The sequence below is a fragment of the Autumnicola musiva genome (genome assembly GCF_031846585.1).
Taxonomy (GTDB): Bacteria; Bacteroidota; Bacteroidia; order Flavobacteriales; family Flavobacteriaceae; genus Autumnicola; species Autumnicola musiva.
In genome coordinates this window covers 142,638-164,064 of sequence record NZ_JAVRHK010000010.1, presented here as the reverse complement: position 1 = coordinate 164,064, position 21,427 = coordinate 142,638, and the positions used below count along the sequence as shown (strand labels likewise).

Annotated in this window: 17 protein-coding genes; all 17 read left to right on the top strand. The window is 38.8% G+C overall.

The window, feature by feature from the left end; genetic code table 11:
* Window positions 1-26 precede the first annotated feature (26 nt).
* The 17 genes from RM539_RS13770 to RM539_RS13690 all read left to right on the top strand — a co-directional run bounded on the left by RM539_RS13770 (window position 27) and on the right by RM539_RS13690 (window position 21,427).
* Window positions 27-2,879 carry a T9SS type A sorting domain-containing protein gene (locus RM539_RS13770; RefSeq protein ID WP_311503994.1) on the top strand — a complete coding sequence of 951 codons (2,853 nt, stop codon included), beginning with the start codon at window positions 27-29 and terminating at the stop codon, window positions 2,877-2,879.
* Entirely contained in the window at window positions 2,876-4,726 is a 1,851-nt protein-coding gene (locus tag RM539_RS13765; RefSeq protein WP_311503993.1) for a right-handed parallel beta-helix repeat-containing protein, read from the top strand. Before RM539_RS13770 ends, RM539_RS13765 begins: the two co-directional genes overlap by 4 nt.
* Window positions 4,727-4,883: 157 nt before the next feature.
* A complete protein-coding gene (locus tag RM539_RS13760; RefSeq protein ID WP_311503992.1) occupies window positions 4,884-5,786 on the top strand; it encodes a DUF6807 family protein in 903 nt (300 codons plus the stop codon).
* Between the two features lie 296 nt (window positions 5,787-6,082).
* Window positions 6,083-6,706 carry a magnetosome magnetite crystal formation protein family gene (locus RM539_RS13755; protein ID WP_311503991.1) on the top strand — a complete coding sequence of 208 codons (624 nt, stop codon included), beginning with the start codon at window positions 6,083-6,085 and terminating at the stop codon, window positions 6,704-6,706.
* A gap of 282 nt (window positions 6,707-6,988) precedes the next feature.
* The gene (locus RM539_RS13750) at window positions 6,989-8,236 is read left to right on the top strand and encodes a glycoside hydrolase family 88/105 protein (RefSeq protein ID WP_311503990.1); all 1,248 of its coding nucleotides are present in this window, start codon (window positions 6,989-6,991) and stop codon (window positions 8,234-8,236) included.
* Window positions 8,237-8,349: 113 nt separating this feature from the next.
* Window positions 8,350-8,997, top strand: coding sequence for a DUF3826 domain-containing protein (locus tag RM539_RS13745; protein ID WP_311503989.1), 648 nt, complete (start codon window positions 8,350-8,352; stop codon window positions 8,995-8,997).
* A 5-nt stretch (window positions 8,998-9,002) separates the two neighbouring features.
* Window positions 9,003-9,782: an SDR family NAD(P)-dependent oxidoreductase gene (locus RM539_RS13740; RefSeq protein WP_311503988.1), complete on the top strand. Its 780-nt coding sequence runs from the start codon at window positions 9,003-9,005 to the stop codon at window positions 9,780-9,782.
* 9 nt (window positions 9,783-9,791) lie between these two features.
* Window positions 9,792-10,655 (top strand): fumarylacetoacetate hydrolase family protein, encoded by an 864-nt coding sequence (locus RM539_RS13735; RefSeq protein WP_311503987.1) that lies wholly within the window; start codon window positions 9,792-9,794, stop codon window positions 10,653-10,655.
* A gap of 83 nt (window positions 10,656-10,738) precedes the next feature.
* Window positions 10,739-11,665, top strand: a complete 927-nt coding sequence (locus RM539_RS13730) for a dihydrodipicolinate synthase family protein (RefSeq protein WP_311503986.1) — start codon at window positions 10,739-10,741, stop codon at window positions 11,663-11,665.
* Window positions 11,666-13,168: a sodium:solute symporter family protein gene (locus RM539_RS13725; protein WP_311503985.1), complete on the top strand. Its 1,503-nt coding sequence runs from the start codon at window positions 11,666-11,668 to the stop codon at window positions 13,166-13,168.
* A gap of 10 nt (window positions 13,169-13,178) precedes the next feature.
* Window positions 13,179-14,888 (top strand): hypothetical protein, encoded by a 1,710-nt coding sequence (locus RM539_RS13720; RefSeq protein ID WP_311503984.1) that lies wholly within the window; start codon window positions 13,179-13,181, stop codon window positions 14,886-14,888.
* Between the two features lie 17 nt (window positions 14,889-14,905).
* Window positions 14,906-16,510, top strand: coding sequence for a glycoside hydrolase family 28 protein (locus RM539_RS13715; RefSeq protein WP_311503983.1), 1,605 nt, complete (start codon window positions 14,906-14,908; stop codon window positions 16,508-16,510).
* A gap of 126 nt (window positions 16,511-16,636) precedes the next feature.
* Complete coding sequence (locus RM539_RS13710; RefSeq protein WP_311503982.1) at window positions 16,637-18,046, top strand: L-fucose/L-arabinose isomerase family protein; 1,410 nt, start codon at window positions 16,637-16,639, stop codon at window positions 18,044-18,046.
* 19 nt (window positions 18,047-18,065) lie between these two features.
* Window positions 18,066-18,911, top strand: a complete 846-nt coding sequence (locus RM539_RS13705) for a transketolase (protein WP_311503981.1) — start codon at window positions 18,066-18,068, stop codon at window positions 18,909-18,911.
* Window positions 18,908-19,852: a transketolase family protein gene (locus RM539_RS13700; protein ID WP_311503980.1), complete on the top strand. Its 945-nt coding sequence runs from the start codon at window positions 18,908-18,910 to the stop codon at window positions 19,850-19,852. Before RM539_RS13705 ends, RM539_RS13700 begins: the two co-directional genes overlap by 4 nt.
* On the top strand, window positions 19,849-20,802 hold the full coding sequence (locus RM539_RS13695; RefSeq protein WP_311503979.1) for a D-ribose ABC transporter substrate-binding protein: 954 nt from the start codon (window positions 19,849-19,851) through the stop codon (window positions 20,800-20,802). The genes RM539_RS13700 and RM539_RS13695 overlap by 4 nt, the downstream gene beginning before the upstream one ends.
* Window positions 20,771-21,427, top strand: coding sequence for a DUF2291 family protein (locus tag RM539_RS13690; RefSeq protein WP_311503978.1), 657 nt, complete (start codon window positions 20,771-20,773; stop codon window positions 21,425-21,427). The genes RM539_RS13695 and RM539_RS13690 overlap by 32 nt, the downstream gene beginning before the upstream one ends.

Genomic DNA, 21,427 nt, shown 5'->3' with positions numbered 1-21,427 from the left:
TTTTAATCAAATTAAATCTTTATGGAATGATGAAAAAATTACAATTTTTAGGCCTGTTCCTTCTACTGGGAGTTTTACAGGGCTATTCACAGGAAAGCTCAGAAAACCTTCCCGATGTTTGGGATTTTGGTGCCACGCAGTTGGATGAATCTGAATACAATAATCAGTTGACTGTAGATATTATAAATTCCTGGTATGATGCGTCCATAGCGCCGGGTTCTTCCGACATTAAACTACCAGATTTCACAGTTGGTGATCTTAGCTTTAACGGGGGCGGGAGTGATCGCCTGCGTACTTCTAATACAAATTTGACTCGTTATGATGAGAATATTGATGAGTATGAAGATTTTAAAGGAAAGGTCTATATCAATTCTTCGGGAGCTACAGGAAGATTTTTCAGTCTTAACCTGCAGGAAAATGACGTAATAACAATTTGGGTTTCTTCTCAGGAAGGTGATAGTAATATGCATTTTGAAAATGCTGCAGATTCAGAACTTCAGAATGATATTGTTGCTGTAGGAAAGGAAATTACCGAATTAAAATTTACGGCAGAAACCTCCGGCACCTATAAAATCTATGACGATACAGGGAAACCAAGTTATTTCAGGATTTTACGTACGAGCACGACCTTAACTTCGGTTTCAGGAAATATTGATACTGCCAATGCATCAGGATTATCTGGTGATTATTCCATAGTTTTTACCAATGAAACCGGTGAGACATTTACTGCAGCCGTTACAGGTGGTGCTTATCAGGTAGATTTACCTGTAGGTTTTGACTATAGCATTTCTTTGGAAGGAGCCGATGGTTTTGATATATCGAATGCTACAACATTAAGTGTAGATGAAAGCACCTCTTCATACGATCTTACAATTAGTAAGGTTATTACAAGAAGCCTGGTTGATGTTTGGGATTTTGGAGGCACTCAACTCGATGCGTCTCAATATAACAATCAATTATCTGAAGATATTATTAATTCCTGGTATGAAGAATCTGTAACTCCTGGAAGTGCAGGTAATAATTTGCCAGATTTCACAGCTGGTGACCTCAGCTTTACCGGAGGCGGAAGTGATCGATTGCGTACTTCAAATCTAAACCTTACCCGGTATGATGATAATATTGATGAATTTGAAGATTTTAAAGGAAGAATTTATATCAATTCCAGAGGCGCAACCAATCGGTTTATCAGTTTGAATTTAAATGAAGATGATAAAGTAACTCTTTGGGTGCTCGGGCAGGATGGAAATGTGGAGCTTCATTTTGAAAATGTCGCAAATCCTGAATTACAGAATGACGTGGTAAATGTGGGTGGTGAGCTTCAGGAAGTGAGTTTTGTGGCAAAGGCTAATGGAACTTATCATATTTATGACACGGCCGATAAGCCAAGTTATTTCAGAATTACCAGAAAATCTGCCACTTATGCGAATTTATCAGGTAATGTAGATGTTATTGATGCTCCGGGAATTCCCGAAGATTATACCATAGTATTTTCTATTGAAGAAGGAAAAACCTGGAACATAACGCCAACCGATGGTTCGTATCAGGTTGAGCTGCCAGTGGATTTCGAATACAATATTTCTCTTGAAGGAGCTGATGGATACGTGATTTCTGATGGTGCTTTGCTGAATTTAACCGATAATGCGGCCCATGATATAACTATAGAGAAAGTTGAAATTTACTCTGTTACGGGTTCAATCACTGGTCTTGATGAGAAAATTGGAGATTTAGCCTTGGCATTTACTCCAGCTCCCGCTGCAGATGCACTTTATGTTCCGAAGCCAATGATTGATGCAGATGCAGGAACATATTCGGTGAAACTTGAACCAAATGTGCAATATACTATTGAAAGCAAGGGTGTGGATGGATATTATATTCCTGAAAATACTCTGGAAATAACAGCTGAAAGTACATCTGATATAGCTTTTGAAGCTGAACCCGATGGGCCATTTGGCGATATTGATGATGACGGAATTCTGAATGCCGAAGATAATTGTGTCTCAACTCCAAACCCAGATCAGGCAGATATTAATGAAAACGGAATTGGAGATGTATGTGATGACGATGATGCAGACGGGATCATCAATTATGAAGATAACTGTCCCGATACTCCCGAAGGTTCCATGGTAGACGTATTTGGTTGTGAGGTTTTTGACCTCGCGGCAGATAACTTCAGTATCGCAGTATATGATGTAAGTTGTAACGGAAACGGTGATGGGTACATTAACATTAGTGCCGCAGATACAAATTACACGTATAATGTAGCGGTATCTGGTACGGGAACCGGTGATGCCACGTTATCATCTTCAAATGGATTTTCAGCAGATATTGAAAACCTTGCTGCAGGGAACTATGATATATGTGTAACCGTTGACGGGCAGGACAATTATGAGCAATGTTTTAATGTGACCATAGACGGACCAACACCTTTGGAAGCCTATTCTTCTATAAATAATGCAAATAATTCAGTAACCTTTTCCCTGGATGGGGCTGAAGTTTACATAATAGAACATAATGGTGAAATTACCACTACCTCCCAATCCAGAATAAGCTTAGATCTTAAAAAGGGTAAGAACAAGTTTACAATTTCTACAGACTCGGAGTGTCAGGGTACATTTTATAAGGAGGTTTTAATGTCAGAAGAAGTTGTGCTGTTTCCAAATCCAACAAAGGGTAACCTTCAGGTTTATATCAATGGAGCAGATATTAATATAAATGTATTGCTTATCAATTTTAATGGAACGAAGTTCATTTCAGAAGAAATGGAAATTCCTTCAGACAGGGTTATTCATCTGGACCTTACCAATTATAGAAACGGAATATATTTCCTTCAATTGAAATCGGCTACGGTAAGTAAAACTTTAAAAGTTATAAAATCATGAAAAATTATATAAACATACCTTACTATAAACTGCTCCTGATTTTTGTTCTGGGCATGCTAGCATTATCCTGTTCCAGCGACGATGATGCCGGGGTAATTAATGATGCGGTTCCGGGAGCAGCCTCGTTAGTTCTTCCGCAGGACAATACCGAATGTGAAGTAGGAGATATAGTGGCCAATATGGCTGAAGTAGCATTTGAATGGAGTGAAGCAAGTGATGCCGATACTTATGACCTTGTAATCACCAATCTGAATACCCAGGAAGTAAAGCAAAGACCTAATTTGAACACTACTGCAATTGTGGTTAGGCTGGAAAGGGGAAATCCCTATACCTGGAGCGTTATGTCAAAGAATGATGGAGAAGAAACTACCGCTTCTGAAGCTTACAGGTTTTATGTAGCCGGGAAACCAGGTTCTAATAATGTGCCTTTTCCAGCATCTCTTATGGCGCCTGCTTCCGGAGCTATGCTATCTTCTGTTGATGGTAAAATGACCCTTGAATGGGATGCCGCGGAAACCGATACAGATGGTGATGCGTTGACCTATACTTTATTTGCTGATACGGTGGATGGCGATCAGGAACCACCTGAAGAATGGAAAGGACTAACAGAAACTTCCATGGAAATTGATGTAGATCCTAACAGTATTTATTACTGGCATGTAGAAACTACAGATGGGAAGAATACCGCAATAAGTAATACCTTTTCATTCAGGACCGGAGAGAATACATCTTCTATACAAGGTAAGGTAGTAAGTACATCACAGGAAATTTTGGACGCCATTGGAGTGGCTGTTCCGGGAGAAAACATTTATATCCGCGGTGGAGATTATACGTTCGATTCCACCATAGAAATTAATACCAATGGTAGTGAAGGCAGTATGATTTCCCTATTGGCTCACCCTTTAGATGAGACCAGGCCGAGATTTGATTTTTCATCGATGGCTGAAAATTCTTCAAATAGAGGGATTGAACTGGAAGCCAGTTATTGGCATATTAAGGGCATTGATTTCTACAAAGCCGGTGATAACGGGATGAAGGTGACAGGTAATAACAATATGATAGAATTCTGTACGTTTTCAGAATGTGCAGATACCGGACTTCAGTTAGACAATGGTGCTGCTAACAATACGATCCTGAATTGTGATTCCTTTTTTAATGCCGATTCCTCCCTTGAAAATGCTGATGGTTTTGCAGCCAAATTAGATGTAGGTACAGGTAATAAATTTGTTGGCTGTAGAGCATGGCAAAATCTTGATGATGGTTGGGATGGCTATTTGAGAGAAGCAGATAATGTTACTACCACTTACGAAAATTGCTGGGCTATTAAAAATGGTTATTTAGGGGATGGCTCTGCTAGCGGCGGTGATGGAAACGGGTTTAAAACCGGAGGAAGCGATGATAAGGAGCTAAAACATAATGCCATTTATATAAATTGTGTGGCGGTAGGTAATGCAGCAGATGGTTTTGATCATAACAGTAACCGGGGAGAAGTTATACTTTACAACTGCTCTGCTTACGAAAATGGTAGAAACTATGCTTTTGGTAATACAAACCCTCTTGAAAAGTTAACTATTAAGAACAGTAATGTGCTTGGAGATGTGGGCAGTATCAATGCAACCACCCTGGATGTTACCAACAACAGCTGGATGGAAGGTTTTGAAACTACTGTAGATGATTTTGAAAGCATAGATTATACAGAGCTTACGGCTCCTAGAAATAGCGATGGAAGTCTTCCTGATGTTAGCTTTTTTCATCTAGAGTCTGATAGTGATTTAATTGATGCAGGAGTAGATGTAGGTTTGGAATACAATGGATCTGCACCAGATCTGGGAGCTTTTGAGTTTTAAACTTAATTGTTTAGAAAGGGATTAATTTAAAAGGCATCATTTATCGGATTTTTTAATAACCCGGTTAGTGGTGCCTTTCAGGTTATACCTGTTAGCGTGCTTCGAGCTACTGACAAAACAAATAATTTGAAATTTTTAAAATGGTTTTTAATATAACATGAAAAATATTGGCTTGATTTTTCTTTTTTTTTCCTCATTAATCTCTTTTGCACAGGAGCTTGAATTTCAACAGAAAAATGGTGGGCTTCTTCTTCTGGAAAACGGTATGCCAAGATATTTTTACCGGACTTCTCCTGTGGATACCATCAGTCCTTTTGCAAGAACAAATTATATTCATCCGCTTTATGGTCTCCAGGGTGAAGTACTAACCGAGGATTTTCCTGATGATCATCTGCATCACCATGGCATTTTCTGGGCCTGGCATCAATTATACGCCCGAGGTGAAAGAATAGCCGATCCATGGATGAACGAGAATATTAGATGGAAAATTATAAAAACTGAAACTGAAGTAAAGGAAAAGGAAGCAATACTTGCTTCCGAAGTTTTGTGGATTAACAAAACAACTTCTGAAGCTGTTATAGAAGAAAATTTGCTCCTAACATTTAAAAGATATGGAAATGATATTTTTAGCCTTGATTTCAGCATTAAACTGACTGCTTTAGTCGATGGTGTGGCGATAGGAGGTTCTGAAGATGCAAAAGGCTATGGCGGGTTTTCCCCAAGACTCAAGCTGCCCGGCGATGTGTGTTTTACTTCTGTTACAGGAGAAGTGAAGCCACAAAATTTACCGGTACAGGCAGGACCATGGATAAATATTTCAGGACATTTTAATCCCTCATTAGATAAACCTTCAGGAGTTGTTATTATGGGAGAACCAGAAAAATTGCCATCGTATCAGGGATGGATTTTAAGGAGTGCCAGCAGTATGCAAAATATGGCTTTTCCGGGTAGAAATACAGTAAGTATAGAAAAAGGAGGAAGCCTTACATTTAGGAATCAGCTGTTAATCCACAGTGGTTTGAGCAGTGAAGAAATTGCGGAATTTTATTGTAGCTTTTAGAAAAGAGGATTGCAGGTTAAAAATTAGTAGAGGTTTTTTGATCTACTATATTAATCAGGCATACTAAAATTTTAAATATTTTATCAATCAATTTTTCACCCTTAATAGAATTTACTGAAATGTTCTTCAAGTGAATATTTCTACCGGCAATTCTTCTTCGGCTAGAATAGGATATGTTTAAGCAGATATAACGGGTTGGTTGGGCAAAGCTTAATTGAGATTGTCGTAAGATGTCATAACAATGTCGTGACTGTAGAAACTTGATTTATATATATTTATGAAATAATTCATTAATTATGGAAAATAGGAATATTTGTCAGAAAATTAAAGAACTCAGAATAATAAAGCGATTATCTCAAGAACAATTATCCGACTTGTCTGGATTAAGTGTAAGAACAATTCAGAGAATTGAAAAAGCTAAAGTTAAACCAACTCCTGATAGTATTGCCAGACTCTCAAATGCTTTAAATAGCAATATTATATCTGAAATTGAGAAAGACTCTAATGCTAAATTGCAATTAACTAAGTTGGTATATTTATCGAGCCTTTCATTTATAATATTTCCTTTATTAGGTGCTATCATTCCTACGGTTATTTGGATTTGGAAAAAAAATGATTTAAAAGAAAAAGAAAATGTGATCAAGCACTTGCTAAACTTTCAATTAACATGGTGTATATTACTTCCATTTTCTCCAGTTATCATTATTCCAACCTTATATACAATTATAAATACAGCAATTATGGTTATAGAACCAATTTTAAATTCAGATTTGAACAAGATCGATAACAATCATTCTGAGCACGTATTTGTATGGATCTTTATGTATTTATTCAATATATATATTATATTAATGAATACTTGGCGACTTGATCAAAAAACCAAAACAAAGTTAGTTCCTAAAATATCTTTCATTAAATAAGCAACGGTTCAACACTGATAGTTGTAAATGTCTGGTTTTACAAAAAAAAAGAATTAAGTTCCATTACATTAATTCATTAGCGGGCAAATCTGCTTCCATAATTATACGGCCCTTGTCTTTAATGCAAATCTTCAATAAAAAGTTTTTAATCAACAAATAACTTCAATCATAAAGTTGTTTTTCGATAATATCCTATTTTATATTCAGGTATCTACAGGATGCTGTTTTAAGAGAGATTAGGCAAATTGCAGATCTATCAATTATAAATAATTATATTTCTCTATGAAATTTTCTTCAAAAGTCATTTGCATTCTTCTTAATATCTTTATTATAATTAGTTGTAAAAACAATAAAAATAATGATGTTGCTTCAAGAGAGCAGGGAGCAGAGCAGGAATTATTGATTTCTAAAGACATGGACTGGTCAGTTAGAATGATGCTTTCTGAAATTGAGCGTTTTCCCGAAGCTTCTAAACTGGATTTTGTAGATCAGGCCCGGTGGAGCTATACCAATGGGCTTGTGCTAAACGCCTGCGAGGGTGTGTATAAAAAAACTGGTAGGGATATTTTTTACGAGTACATTTATGCTTATGCCAATGCCCTGGTGGAGGAAGATGGCACTATTAAAACTTACAATAAGGAGAAATATAATCTGGATATGATTAAATCCGGTGATAATTTACTTTATCTCTATAACGAAACCGGAGAAGAACGGTTTAGGCTGGCCAGTAATAAGCTGATGGAACAACTTAAGGAGCAGCCAAGAACGCCGGAAGGTGGTTTTTGGCATAAAAAGCGATATACCCAACAAATGTGGCTGGATGGGCTTTATATGGCTGAACCATTCTATGCCCATTATACTAGTATATTTTCAGATAGTTTGAATAACGTTGAGGAAAATTACGAGGATATAATTCATCAGTTTGAGCTTATACAAAAGCATGCTTTAGATGAAGAAACAGGCTTGCTCTACCATGGCTGGGATTCCAGTAAGCAGCAGAAATGGGCTGACAACGAAACTGGAACATCTCCAAATTTCTGGTCAAGAGCTATGGGATGGTATTCTATGGCTTTGGTTGATGTTTTGGATTATCTGCCAGAAAATCATCCAGAAAGAGAAAAACTTGTGACTTATCTTAATGATCTTGGGGAGGCCTTATTAAAGTATCAGGATAAGGAAACGGGATTGTGGTACCAGGTAGTGGATCAAGGTGATAGGCAGGATAATTACCTGGAAGCCTCAGGTTCTTCTATGTTTACCTATGCATTTGCAAAAGGCTACAATCAGGGATATCTGCCTCAGAAATTTGAAGACGCTGCTCAAAAAGCTTATGAGGGTATTTTAAATAATCTAATTACCGTAGAAGAGAGTGGAATTGTTAATTTAAACCAGGTTTGTGCTGTTGCCGGACTTGGGGGAGATCCTTATCGGGATGGTAGTTATGATTATTATGTGAACGAAAAAATCAGGTCTAACGATCCAAAAGGTACGGGTCCTTTTATTTTGGCAAGTTTAGCACTAGATAGATAAATAGTCCCTTTACCTACATTCTATACCTAGTGAATATAGGATACAACTCCTGAAAACGGAGTTTATATAATATTAAACCATATCACTTATTTAAGATGAAAAAAATTTTGACAATGGGGACTCTTTTGTTTTGCTTGAGCATTTCCTCAGGAGTTTACGCGCAGACTGAAAAATCTTCCGAAGAAATTTCAGAAAGAACTTCGAAAAGCAATAGGGATCAGGAGGCAAAAGCAAAAGAATGGGTTTCAGAATTAAGTCTCTTAGACCATGAAAGCATTTTGGCTGTAGAAAAAGTAATATCCACTCATCTAAAGACGGTTCGGGACTGGCATAATGAGCATCCTTATACTATGGTTCCTGCGGGCATCAATCCCAGAACAGGGGAGTCTTTAAGTGAATTAGACCGACGAATGATAGCTCATTCGGCCAAGCCCGGTTCTGTTCATGAAGACTTTATGAATGGCTTAAGACAGCATTTAAATGAAGAGCAGGTAATTCATATTCTGGATAAATACACTGTTGGAAAAGTAGATTTCACTATGAAAGGCTACCATGCTATCGTTCCCGATCTTACCGAAGAAGAAGCAAAGCATATACGCGGTCTTTTGGAAGAGGCTCGTGAACGGGCCGTGGATTATAAGAATATGGAAGAAATTTCTGCTATTTTCGAAATTTATAAAACCAAAGCAGAAAATTACCTGAATTCCAACGGTAGGAGCTGGCGTCAGCTTTATAAAGATTATGTAAACCGGGATAAATAAACTATATGAAATCTAAATTCAGTTTAGAAAGAAAAAATATTGTAATTACAGGCGGAGGAAGTGGGATTGGAGAAGCAATCTCCAGGAAATTTGTGGCTCATGGTGCTCACGTGATCATATTGGATATGAATTTAGAAAAGGCTAATGAGCTAAAAAAATCTGTTTCAAATCCGGAGAAAGTAGAAGTGATTTCATGTGACATTTCAAAACATAATGAGGTACAAAAAATATTTGCAGAAATTACCAAACAAAAGCCTGTTCACATTTTGATCAACAATGCAGGAATTGCACATGTGGGTAATATAGAAAATACTACTGAAAAAGATTTTGATAAGGTATACGAGGTGAATGTAAAGGGGCTTTACAATTGTTCAATTGCGGTGGTGCCTCATATGAAAAATAACGAAAACGGCGTGATCCTGAACATGGCAAGTATAGCATCAGTAGTAGGAATTGAAGATCGTTTTGCCTACTCCATGTCTAAGGGAGCGGTTTTAACAATGACCTATTCTTTAGCAAAAGATTATTTGAAAAATGGAATTCGCTGTAACTGCATTTCTCCGGCAAGAGTGCATACCCCTTTTGTAGATGCATTTATTAAAAAGAATTATCCTGATGAGATTGAAGAAAAATTTGATCAGCTTTCAAAAACCCAGCCTATAGGACGTATGGGCAAACCCGAAGAAGTGGCTGCTCTGGCGTTATACCTTTGCTCAGATGAGGCTTCTTTTATTACAGGAACAAATTTCCCCATTGACGGCGGATTTATAAAATTAAATGGATAAATTTTTCTTATGAAGTTAATAAGATGTGGTGCTCCCGGAGCTGAATTTCCGGGTGTTGAATTAAAAGATGGAACCAGAATTGATGTGTCTGCTTTCGGATCAGACTATGACGAGAGGTTTTTTGAAAACAATGGAATCTCCAATCTACGGATGTGGCTGGAGAAACATCAGAACGAATGTCCAATAATTTCAGAACATGTTCGTCTCGCTCCCCCTGTTAAGAAGCCATCCAAACTAATATGTATTGGTTTAAATTACGCCAGGCATGCTGAAGAAAGTGGCGCAACAGTTCCCGATGAGCCTGTTATTTTTTTTAAAGCGACGAGTGCAATCGTTGGACCTAACGATGATCTAATTATTCCGAAGAATAGCGAAAAAACTGACTGGGAAGTAGAATTAGGGATTGTGATTGGTAAAAAAGCCAGTTATGTTTCTAAAGATGAAGCAATGGATCATGTAGCCGGTTATGTACTTCACAATGATTACAGTGAAAGAGAGTTTCAACTTGAAAGAGCCGGGCAGTGGGTAAAAGGAAAAAGCTGTGATACTTTTGCTCCGTTAGGGCCTTACGTGGTGACGAAAGATGAAATTGAAAATCCTCATAATCTTAATCTCTGGCTTAAACTCAATGGAGAAATTAAGCAGCAAAGCAATACCAGTGATATGGTTTTTGATGTACCTACTGTCATAAGTTATTTAAGTCAGTTTATGAGTTTAATACCTGGAGATATTATTTCTACGGGAACTCCCTTTGGTGTTGGAATGGGACTAAAACCTCAGCGTTACGTAAAACCTGGCGATGAAATCGAGCTTGGCATCGAAGGTCTTGGAACTTCAAAGCAAACAGCGCGGGCATGGGAAGAAAGGAATTAATCACTGCCAAGTAGGTACAGGATAGTTTAATACTTTATTAACAATAAGTTTGATAGCAACCTTTTATTACAGCTATTAAACATATGACTGAGAAACCTGAAAATTCACAGTATAGAGGAATAATTCCTCCAATGATAACTCCCTTAAAGAATGAAGATGAATTAGATCTTCAGGGATTGCATAAACTTATAGATCATGTAATTGATGGCGGGGTTCATGGCCTGTTTATTCTTGGCACTACGGGCGAGTCTACCAGTTTATCTTATGCCTTACGCCATGGGTTAATTAAAGAAACGTGTAAGCATGTAAATGGCCGTGTTCCTGTACTGGTAGGAGTTACCGATACTGCTACCGCTGAAAGCATTAGGCTGGCAGAAACTGCCAGGGATGCAGGAGCTTCAGCGCTGGTAGCTGCCCCGCCCTACTATTTTAGTCTGGGTCAACCTGAATTGATAGAATATTATAATTATCTGGCAGATAGGCTTCCTTTGCCCTTGTTTCTTTACAATATGCCTTCTCATACTAAGATCAATATAGAGCCAGATACAGTAAAAGAGCTTTCTAAACACGATAATATTATTGGTTTAAAAGACAGCTCAGGGAATACAGCTTATTTTAATAAAGTTTTGTTCCATATGAAAGAAACTCCTGAATTCTCCCTGTTTGTAGGTCCCGAAGAAATTATGGCAGAAACGGTTCTACTCGGTGGTGCAGGTGGCGTGAACGGCGGTGCCAATATGTTTCCCAAACTTTATGTAGATCTTTACAATGCAGCGATAAACGGAGATATTGAACAAGTGAAGAAACTTCATGCTTTGGTGATGGAAATTTCAGCAGGTATTTATTCCCTGGGACGTTTTGGGTCCAGTTATTTGAAAGGTTTGAAGGGAGCCCTTAATCTTCTGGGAATCTGTAATGATTATATGGCCTCGCCACTGCATAAATTCGAAAAAGAGGAAAAAGACCAGTTAGAAAGCAACCTAAGAGAAATTCAAAAGAAAATACATTAAATGGATTTGCCGGTTATTGATCTTTTAGTCTTTATTATTTATCTGGCAGCTATTCTGTTTTTTGGGATCTCTTTTTATTTCAAAAAAGGCAGGACTACCGATGATTATATGGTGGGAGGGCAACGCTTACCTTCGTGGGCAATCGGGATGTCGATTTTTGCTACCTTCGTTAGCAGTATCAGCTTTTTAGCATTACCCGGTAAGGCTTATCTCAGCAACTGGAACAGTTTTGTTTTTAGTCTTTCCATACCGATTGCCGCTCTGGTCGCCGTTAAATTTTTCGTACCACTTTATAGAAAAATTCAAAGTCAGTCAGCTTATTATTATCTCCAGGAGCGCTTCGGCCCGTGGGCCAAGAACTATGCTTCCATTTGTTATTTATTGACCCAGTTAGCCCGCATGGGTACTATACTCTACCTTTTGGCATTACCTATGAATGCTTTACTAGGTTGGGATATTAGTAGCATCATCATTTTTACGGGAATATTTGTGATTATTTATGCCTCAATGGGTGGAATTGAAGCCGTAATCTGGACCGATGCGATTCAGGGTATTGTTTTGATCTCGGGAGCGCTGGTGTGTCTGCTCACCATCATGTTCTCAATGCCTGAAGGGCCGGGACAAATTGTGGAAGTAGGTCGGGAATTTGATAAATTTAGCCTTGGGAGTTATGGCCTTAGTTTTACAGAGGCTACTTTTTGGGTAATTCTTATCTACGGTCTGTTTATCAATCTTCAGAATTTTGGGATAGATCAGAATTATGTGCAACGTTATATGAGTGCAAAAACTGAAAAGGAGGCGAAGAAATCTACATGGATGGGAAGCATGCTTTATATCCCGGTGTCCTTATTATTTTTTATGATAGGTACAGCATTATTTGCCTATTATAAAGTACAGCCTGGGCTTTTGCCTGAAAACTTGCAGAGTATTGTTGAAGCCGATAAGATCTTTCCGTTCTTTATTGTAACCGAATTGCCTAAAGGTGTTACCGGATTGCTTATCGCCTCGATCTTCGCGGCCGGCATGAGTACCATTTCTACCAGTATTAACAGTTCTTCTACTGTTATTTTAACCGATTTTTTTAAAACCTATTCCAAAAAACAAATTTCAAGCAAGATAGAATTCAGGGTTTTGGTGGTATCCGGTACAATTATGGGGATTTTAAGCATTTTAGTGGCACTGGCCATGACTTCGGTAAAAAGTGCGCTGGATGCCTGGTGGGCATTATCGTCTGTATTCAGTGGCGGTGTTTTAGGTCTTTTCCTCCTGGGATTCTTTTCCAGGAAAATTAAACAAATGGAAGCTGGAATTGCTGTAATTATTGGAATTCTGGTGATCGCCTGGATGAGCCTTACCCCAATTTTGGTAACTGCTGAGGAGTGGGTAAGCTTCCGGAATCCATTACATACTAATCTTACAATTGTGATCGGGACCACGGTTATCTTTTTATCAGGATTTCTTCTGAATTTAATGTTCCGCAGAAATAATAAAGCAACAATATAAAAATAAACTTATGAGTGGCAGGTTATTATCAAAAGAGATTAATCCCAATACGTCCAAAGCTGTGATAGGAGTTTTCGCTCCCTGCGATCCCAGGATAGACGATCAAAGCCGGGAACGCTGTAATAATTTAGTAAAACATGTGGCCGATTCGCTTTCAGGAGCAATAAAATTTCCTGATGGTTCGGCAGCTGAAGTGGTTTATTCTGATGTTCTGGTCGATCTTGAACCTCAGGCAGACGTAGTTGCCAAGCAATTTCTGGAAGCAGGGGTCAATATTTTGGTTTGTATTCCAGATACCTGGTCCTTTCCGCAATTAACCACGATTTCCTTATTATCTCATTTCCCGAAGGATATTCCCATTAATTTTACCACCGGAAACAGTGCCACAAGGCCCGGCGTTGTTTATACGCATGCAACAAATGGTGCGATTGCACAATATGGAAAATTATCCCATATCAATATCGGCTCCTGGCCAGATAAAGGTCAAAATCCCGAGATGAGCGATGAAACAAAGGAGTCTTTAATCGATTGGTGTTATGGAGCGGCTACTTTTCAGGGGTTAAAAGGAAAAAGAGTTATTGTATTTGGCCATGATTCTATGGGAATGGAAACTGCTTTGCCTCATGTAATGGAAACCAGGAACAGGTTTGGAATTGAGATCACCCGACTGGATATGAAATTACTGGCCGACATGCTTCAGAAAGAATCGTATGATAAAGAAGAACTTCAAAAGCTTAAAAACTGGCTTTTTTCACATGCCAAAGATAGAATAGAAATTTCCGAAGAGAAAGATGAAGAACTACTTGAAAAAAGCCTGGCGTTGTATCTAATTATTCGTGACCTGATGAAAGAACTCGGTGCGGTAGGCGGCGGTTTTATGAGTCAATTGGAATGGGGATCAGATGATCGCGGAATCCAACTTCCCGTGGCCGATATTATGGAATCCTTATTTAATTCAACTTTTGATCATAATGGTGAAAAAGAGGTAATTCCTTTTGCAACCGAAGCCGATGTGCAGGGATTGCTTACCCAACTTTTCATGACCTGGCTTTCAGGAGGAAATCCGCCATTGTTTATGGATTTCAGAAAGGTCTACGGAACTGAAGATGCGAAACAACTTGCTGAAAGTCAGTCATATTCTGCGAAAGAGGATGATAAATGGCTTGAAAAAGGATTTGTGGATGGTGTTAATTCCGGTTCGGCATCTTTTAACTGGGCCACTAAACCTGGAGCTTCAGAAAAAGAGGTTTTGAGTAAGATCAGTTTTCCAAAAGCGGTTGACTATTTTTACTATTTGGGGAATTCGGTTCATTTCGTTTCCCCGGGAGAAATTAAAGGTGTCGCAGCAAGACTTTCTTATTCTTCGTTAAGCGGAATGTTCTCAATGCTTTGGGATGAGGCTGAAACAGTTGAGCTTCCGGAAAAAATTGCCAGGCAGGTTTACGAAGGAGCCAATCCAACCTGGCCGCACACATTTGTTGTTCCTAAATATGCCTCAATGGTGGAATACAAGCAGTATGCTCCAGCAAATCATTTTCATATGACGTGGAACTTAAAACCGGCGAGGCTGCAATACTGGATGGATTTTACCAATACCTTGTCGCTTACTCCATGGCAAGAACGACCTGTTTTTATAGAAGGTGAAGACCGGCCATTGCCTTTGGTGTATTTGCTTAACGGAGGTGAGAACAGAACTAAGATAAAACTTGCAGGAAAGTAAATTTTTAAAATTAAAGCATGAGCAGAAATTTAAGATTTTTAATCACAGCACTATTTTCTTTTGCGCTTTTGTCCTGCGGAGATTCTTCCGGAAAGGATAAAATGACTGCGCAGAAAGAAGAATATTTTCCGTTGGACAGCCTGGTGACCATAGATCAGGTAGGCGCTGAAAATTTATCGGATGAAATTGCTCCGGTAGATGCTCCGTTCGATATGCCTGAATTCAAAAAGCCGGTTTTTCCTAATTTAACGATTGATATAACAGACAAAGGTGCCAAGGAAAATCAAAAGATTACTAAAATAATTCAGTCGGCTATTGATGAAGCCAGTGAAAAAGGCGGAGGTAAAGTTATCATTCCAAAAGGTAAATGGAAAACAGGCCGAATTTCCCTGAAAAGCAATGTAAATTTCCATCTTAAAGAAGGAGCTGAATTATATTTTAGCGGAGAACTGGAAGATTATCGTCCTGCAGTTTTTACACGGCACGAAGGGGTTGAGGTAATGTCCCTTGGGGCTTGTATATATGCTTTTGAGCAGGATAATATTGCGGTTACCGGAAGCGGAACCATTTACGGCCCGGAAGAGGGACCAGTAAAAAGTCAGATGATGACCGAAGATGTCACCGAAAAATTTGTACCCATAGAAAAGCCTGTAGAAGAACGGGTTTATGAGGGCTATAACGGCGAATCTATCTTCCTGCCCATGCTTATTTCTCCTACCAGCTGCACTAATGTTTATATTGAAGGTGTTACCCTGGAAAGAACTGCTTTTTGGAATATTGTGCCGGTTTACTGCGACGGTGTGATTATTCGCGGAGTTACGGTGAATTCTGTAGGGATACCTCGGGGAGACGGAATTGATATCGAATCGTCGAGAAATGTTCTAATTGAATATTCCACCTTAAATAACGGTGACGACTGTTTTACAATGAAGGCAGGAAGGGGAGAAGATGGTATAAGGGTTAATAAACCAACGGAAAATGTAGTAGTGCGTTACTGCCTTGCAAAACAGGGTCACGGCGCTATTACCGTAGGAAGCGAAACTGCTGGAAAAATAAGAAATCTATATATCCATGATTGTGTATTTGATAATACCGGTGTGGGAATTAGGTTTAAAACCCGAAGGCCCAGAGGCGGTGGGGGTGAAAATCTGTACTACAAGCGTTTAAGAATGAATCTTCATGGTACCGCTTTTAAATGGGATATGCTGGGACAGCCAATGTATGTAGGTGATCTTGCCAAACGAAAGCCCACCAGGGAAATCAATGACTTAACCCCTCAGTTCAAGAATATTTTCATGGAAGATATCTTGGTAGAAAAAGCAGAAACCTTCCTTAAAATCTACGGAATACCCGAAACACCGATGGAAAACCTACAGATGGAGAATGTTGTGGTTCAGAAAAGCGAGGAACTTTTCGTAGCTAATGATGCAAAGAATCTGAATTTTAAACATATTCAGGTAACCAGTCAGGATTCCTTAATGGTATTTCTGGATAGTCGCGATATTCTTTTCGAAGATGCCAGATTTGATATTCCGGGTGATACGCTTTACCTGGAGAAGAAGGGGAGTCTGACTGGAAATATCAAGTTTGAAAATTCAAGTCCTTTCCAGGAGGAAAAATAAAATTTATTTGTTAAAACACTGGAAATTCTTTCTGATTCTCATGTAAGTACAGGATGAAATTAATATCTGTCTTTCATAATATTAAATAATCAAGATGAGGAAGACTTATCCTTCAAAATAAAAATAATGGCAGATAACAATCCAAGTATTGGAGTGATTATAGGAAACAGGGATTTTTTCCCTGATAAATTGGTAGAACAAGCCAGAAAGGAGATTATTGATCTTTTTTCAGAAATGAAAATCAATCCTATTATTCTAGGTACTACCGATACAAAATTAGGAGGTGTCGAAACCTTCAAAGAATCTCAAACCTGTGCAAATCTTTTTCGTGAACACCGGGATGAAATATCTGGGGTAGTGGTTTTTCTTCCAAATTTTGGAGATGAAAGAGGAGTGGCAGATACGCTAAAACTTTCAGGATTGAATGTGCCAGTGCTTGTTCAGGCCTATCCCGATGAACTTGAAAAAATGAATGTGGTGAACAGAAGGGATTCCTGGTGCGGGAAGATTTCTGTATGTAATAATCTATATCAGTATGGTATAAAATATAGTCTTACGAGTCAGCACGTTTGTTTTCCATCAAACGATATTTTTAAGAAAGACCTTACCGATTTTATTGCCGTGTGCAGAGTGGTAAAAGGTTTGAGGAATATTCGTATTGGAGCCGTAGGAGCAAGACCAGGTGGTTTTAATACGGTGCGTTATTCTGAAAAAATTCTTCAGCGTAATGGAATCACAGTCACTACAGTCGATCTTTCTGAAATTCTCGGAAAGGCTGAAAGATTACAGAACACTGATAAGGCTGTCCAACAGCATCTTGAAAAGATAAACACTTATGTTCCTACCGGAAAAACCCCAAGCGACGCTCTTTTTCAAATTGCGAAACTAGATGTAGTATTACAGGATTTTATGGATGAACAGGCTTTGGACGCCACCGCTATTCAATGTTGGACATCGCTCCAGGAAAATTTCGGTTGCAACGTATGTACCAGCATGAGTATCATGTCTGAAAATATGCTGCCATCAGCTTGTGAGGTGGATGTTACGGGAACCCTGACGATGTACGCCATGCAGCTGGCATCGGGTTCTCCCAGTGCACTGGTAGACTGGAATAACAATTACGCCGACGATCCGGAAAAATGTGTATTATTTCATTGCGGTAACTGGGCAAAATCATTTTTACCTGATATTAAAATGGGTACTGCGCCTATACTTGGTACCACAGTGGGTGTGGAAAACACCTATGGAGCACTTGATGGCCGTACACCGGCAATGCCACTCACCTATGGAAGGATTAGTACTGACGATCCTAAGGGAATTATGAAAGCTTATTTTGGGGAAGGAGATCTTACCGATGATCCTTTAAAAACATTTGGTAACCGTGCGGTTGCAAAAATACCTAACCTACAAGGGCTTATGAATTTTATTTGCAAAAATGGTTTTGAGCATCATGTAGTGATGAATGCCTCCAAAACCGGTGCGATCCTGAAAGAGGCTTTAGGTAATTATATGGAATGGGAAGTAAATATGCATTGAACCAATTAATAAAAAGGCTATGACCAAAGAGGAACTGGAAAAGAAAGCTATAGAATACAGAAAGAAAATTTTAACCTATATCAAGCAGGCTAATGCGGGGCATACGGGTGGAAGTCTTTCATGTATAGATGTATTAAATGTACTTTATAATGACGTGATGAATGTGGGACCTTCCAATATTGAGAACCCTAACCGTGATCGTTATATACAGAGTAAAGGACATTCTGTGGAAGCCTTATTTGTAGTACTGGCAGATAAGGGTTTCTACCCAGAAAGTGGACTGGAAACCTTATGTAGGTATAAATCTCATTTCGTAGGCCATCCTACACGTAAAATTCCGGGCGTCGAGCAAAACACCGGGGCCTTGGGACATGGTTTGGCAATTAGTTCCGGAGTTGCACTGGCGGGGAAAAAGGATAAATTAGATTATAAAGTGTATACTCTTTTGGGCGATGGAGAACTTGCTGAAGGTTCAAATTGGGAAGCTGCACTTATTGCAGCTCAATATAAGCTTGATAATCTTGTGGCTATTGTAGATCATAACGGACTTCAGATTACTAATAGAACTATAAACGTTTGCAGTACCGATCCTCTGGATGATAAATTCAGGGCTTTTGGTTGGGAAGTGATTGAAGTAGATGGGCATGATTTTGAGAAAATGAAGGAAATTTTAAATTCCATGCCATTGAAAAAAGGTAAGCCAAGCCTTGTTATCGCAAATACGATAAAAGGAAAAGGAATTTCTTTTATGGAAGACCAGCTAACATGGCATCACAGAGTTCCCAGCGACGAAGAATTCCAAACAGCAATGAAGGAACTTGATAAAGCTGAAGAAATTTTGAACAGTAAAACCTTGAGTGTATGAATCTTGGACAGCCAAATCTTAAAACCTTTGCCAAAACTCTTGAAAAGTTAGCCAAAATCGACTCTGATATCATGGTGGTTACCAGTGATTCCAGAGGCTCAGGAAAACTAGTTAATTTTGGGGAAGAATATCCAGAGCAGATTGTGGAAGTAGGTATCGCTGAACAAAACCTGGTAGGGATGTCGGCCGGACTGGCTTCAACCGGAAAAAAAGTGTTTGCCGTTTCTCCATCTTGTTTTCTCACAGCACGTTCACTGGAACAAATTAAGAATGATATTTGTTACTCTGATAATCCTGTAAATCTTATAGGGATTAGTGCGGGAGTAAGCTATGGTTCCCTTGGTTCTACACATCATTCCACACATGATCTCGCTGTTCTTAGGGCTATAAACAATATTAATATTCTGGTGCCGGCAGATAATTTTGAAACAGAGAAATCAATAGAAATTGCTGCTGAATCCGAGGAGCCTTTTTTTATACGATTTGGGAAGCGGCCTATGTACGATCTTCACGACAGCAAAACAAAATTTCGGTTGGGAAAAGGAATTCAGATAAAAAATGGTAAAGATTTAGCCTTTGTGGCTACCGGTGAGACAGTTTACCCGGCGCTTAAAGCCGCGGAGAAACTCGAGAAAGAAGGTATATCCTGCAGTGTAGTGAGTATGCATTCTATTAAGCCTTTCGATAAAGAACTTTTGCTTGAAATTGCCAGTTCCTGCAGTGCCATTGTCACTGTTGAAGAACACGGTATTTACGGCGGCCTTGGTGAACTCTGCGCAGCAATTTTAATGGAAGAAGGTATAAATATTCCCTTTAAAATTGTGGGTATACCCGATGAGTACACTGTAACAGGAGCGCAAATGGAAATTTTTGAACACTATGGAATTTCCGAAGAAGGTCTTGCAGAAACAGCTTTAAAAATTATCAGGTTAAGAGTATGAATGATTTGCAATCTCATTTCCGCGTTATAATATTGGCTTTATGCTCAATTGTTTTGGTAGCCTGTAATGGCAATGAAAAAGAGGGGCCAAAAAGGATGGCTGTGGTTATCTCTACACTTAATAATCCCTGGTTTGTTGTATTAGGCGAAACGGCAGCCAACAGGGCGCGGGAACTTGGATATGAGGCAACAATTTTCGATTCTCAGAATAACACTGCTAAAGAGGCGGAACACTTTGAAAATATAATCGCTTCTGGTTTTGATGCGATCCTTTTTAATCCTACAGATGCCGAAGGCTCGGTTAGTAACGTAAAGCGTGCGAAAGTAGCTGGAATACCAACATTTTGTATAGACCGGGAGGTGAATTCCCTTAACGGACCAGTTACCCAAATCATTTCAGATAATTTTTCAGGTTGTGTAGAGCTGGGGCAGTATTTCGTACGGGAATTGAATAAACAAGGTAATTATGTGGAACTGCTGGGGCTGGTTGGAGACAATAATACCTGGAATCGTTCTAAAGGCTTTCACAGTGTGGTGGATGATTTTCCACAATTAAAAATGGTGGCTCAGCAAAGTGCTGACTTTGATCGCAGTAAAGCCCTGGAGGTAATGGAATCTGTTTTACAGGCAAATCCAAATGTTTCTGCCGTTTTTTGTGGAAATGATGCCATGGCAATGGGAGCCTACCAGGCATTGGTAGCTTCCGGGAAAGCTGAAGAAGTAAAAGTATTCGGTTTTGACGGAGCTGAAGATGTGATGGATGCCATTAAAGACGGAAAAATCACTGCAACAGCCATGCAGTCTCCAAAACTAATGGCCAAAACTGCTGCGGAAATGGCAGATAAATATTTGCAAGGTGACAAGGATATTCCAAGGAAAATTCCAATCGCCGTGGAGATTGTTACCAAAGAAAATATTGATGAATTTGGAGTTTACGGAAATGGCGAATAATATTAAAAAGCCTCTTAAAACTGTTTTGTTTGTCTTGATCTTCGGATTTGTACTTTACAATTCGGTTTATTTTAAGTCGCTGGAAGATTTCCGTTCTGAAGTCAAAGTGAAAGAATTTGATGCCGCTGGATATTCTCTTGATTTTATTGAAAACCGCAGAGAAACTATTTCAGCAATTCCTGTTGAGAAATTCCTGGATTCGTTAAATAGTAATTTTAAAGGCTATGTTCCTACTGGGAAAAAGCTCGGTATTAGTCACAACTATTATTTTATGGTTGCCGGTAGTGGAATTGTCGAATCCATTTCCGAAGAAAACATTTCAGTTATTCTTAGTAATGATCGAAAAATAGATATTGCCACTGGTTTTATTTATGGGAATGCGGTGAGGGAAGCATCAGAAATGGCAAAAATTGGTGATTTTCAGAATACTATGGATTTCAATACGATATCGATTGAGCTGAATAAGTTAATAAGAAGTGAAGTTGTAAAACCTGTAAAATCTGATGTTAAGCAGGGCAATGTACTTCAGTTTAAAGGCGCTTTAAAAATTAACGATAGGAATCCAGATTATGGAAAGCTCAGAATAATCCCTATTATGCTGAATACAAAAAAAAATAAGAATTAG

Excerpts from the sequence above, each read along its gene's own strand:
- RM539_RS13770 (WP_311503994.1), top strand. The coding sequence starts at position 27 with ATGATGAAAAAATTACAATTTTTAGGCCTGTTCCTTCTACTGGGAGTT.
- RM539_RS13765 (WP_311503993.1), top strand. The coding sequence starts at position 2,876 with ATGAAAAATTATATAAACATACCTTACTATAAACTGCTCCTGATTTTT.
- RM539_RS13760 (WP_311503992.1), top strand. The coding sequence starts at position 4,884 with ATGAAAAATATTGGCTTGATTTTTCTTTTTTTTTCCTCATTAATCTCT.
- RM539_RS13755 (WP_311503991.1), top strand. The coding sequence starts at position 6,083 with ATGGAAAATAGGAATATTTGTCAGAAAATTAAAGAACTCAGAATAATA.
- RM539_RS13750 (WP_311503990.1), top strand. The coding sequence starts at position 6,989 with ATGAAATTTTCTTCAAAAGTCATTTGCATTCTTCTTAATATCTTTATT.
- RM539_RS13745 (WP_311503989.1), top strand. The coding sequence starts at position 8,350 with ATGGGGACTCTTTTGTTTTGCTTGAGCATTTCCTCAGGAGTTTACGCG.
- RM539_RS13740 (WP_311503988.1), top strand. The coding sequence starts at position 9,003 with ATGAAATCTAAATTCAGTTTAGAAAGAAAAAATATTGTAATTACAGGC.
- RM539_RS13735 (WP_311503987.1), top strand. The coding sequence starts at position 9,792 with ATGAAGTTAATAAGATGTGGTGCTCCCGGAGCTGAATTTCCGGGTGTT.
- RM539_RS13730 (WP_311503986.1), top strand. The coding sequence starts at position 10,739 with ATGACTGAGAAACCTGAAAATTCACAGTATAGAGGAATAATTCCTCCA.
- RM539_RS13725 (WP_311503985.1), top strand. The coding sequence starts at position 11,666 with ATGGATTTGCCGGTTATTGATCTTTTAGTCTTTATTATTTATCTGGCA.
- RM539_RS13720 (WP_311503984.1), top strand. The coding sequence starts at position 13,179 with ATGAGTGGCAGGTTATTATCAAAAGAGATTAATCCCAATACGTCCAAA.
- RM539_RS13715 (WP_311503983.1), top strand. The coding sequence starts at position 14,906 with ATGAGCAGAAATTTAAGATTTTTAATCACAGCACTATTTTCTTTTGCG.
- RM539_RS13710 (WP_311503982.1), top strand. The coding sequence starts at position 16,637 with ATGGCAGATAACAATCCAAGTATTGGAGTGATTATAGGAAACAGGGAT.
- RM539_RS13705 (WP_311503981.1), top strand. The coding sequence starts at position 18,066 with ATGACCAAAGAGGAACTGGAAAAGAAAGCTATAGAATACAGAAAGAAA.
- RM539_RS13700 (WP_311503980.1), top strand. The coding sequence starts at position 18,908 with ATGAATCTTGGACAGCCAAATCTTAAAACCTTTGCCAAAACTCTTGAA.
- RM539_RS13695 (WP_311503979.1), top strand. The coding sequence starts at position 19,849 with ATGAATGATTTGCAATCTCATTTCCGCGTTATAATATTGGCTTTATGC.
- RM539_RS13690 (WP_311503978.1), top strand. The coding sequence starts at position 20,771 with ATGAATTTGGAGTTTACGGAAATGGCGAATAATATTAAAAAGCCTCTT.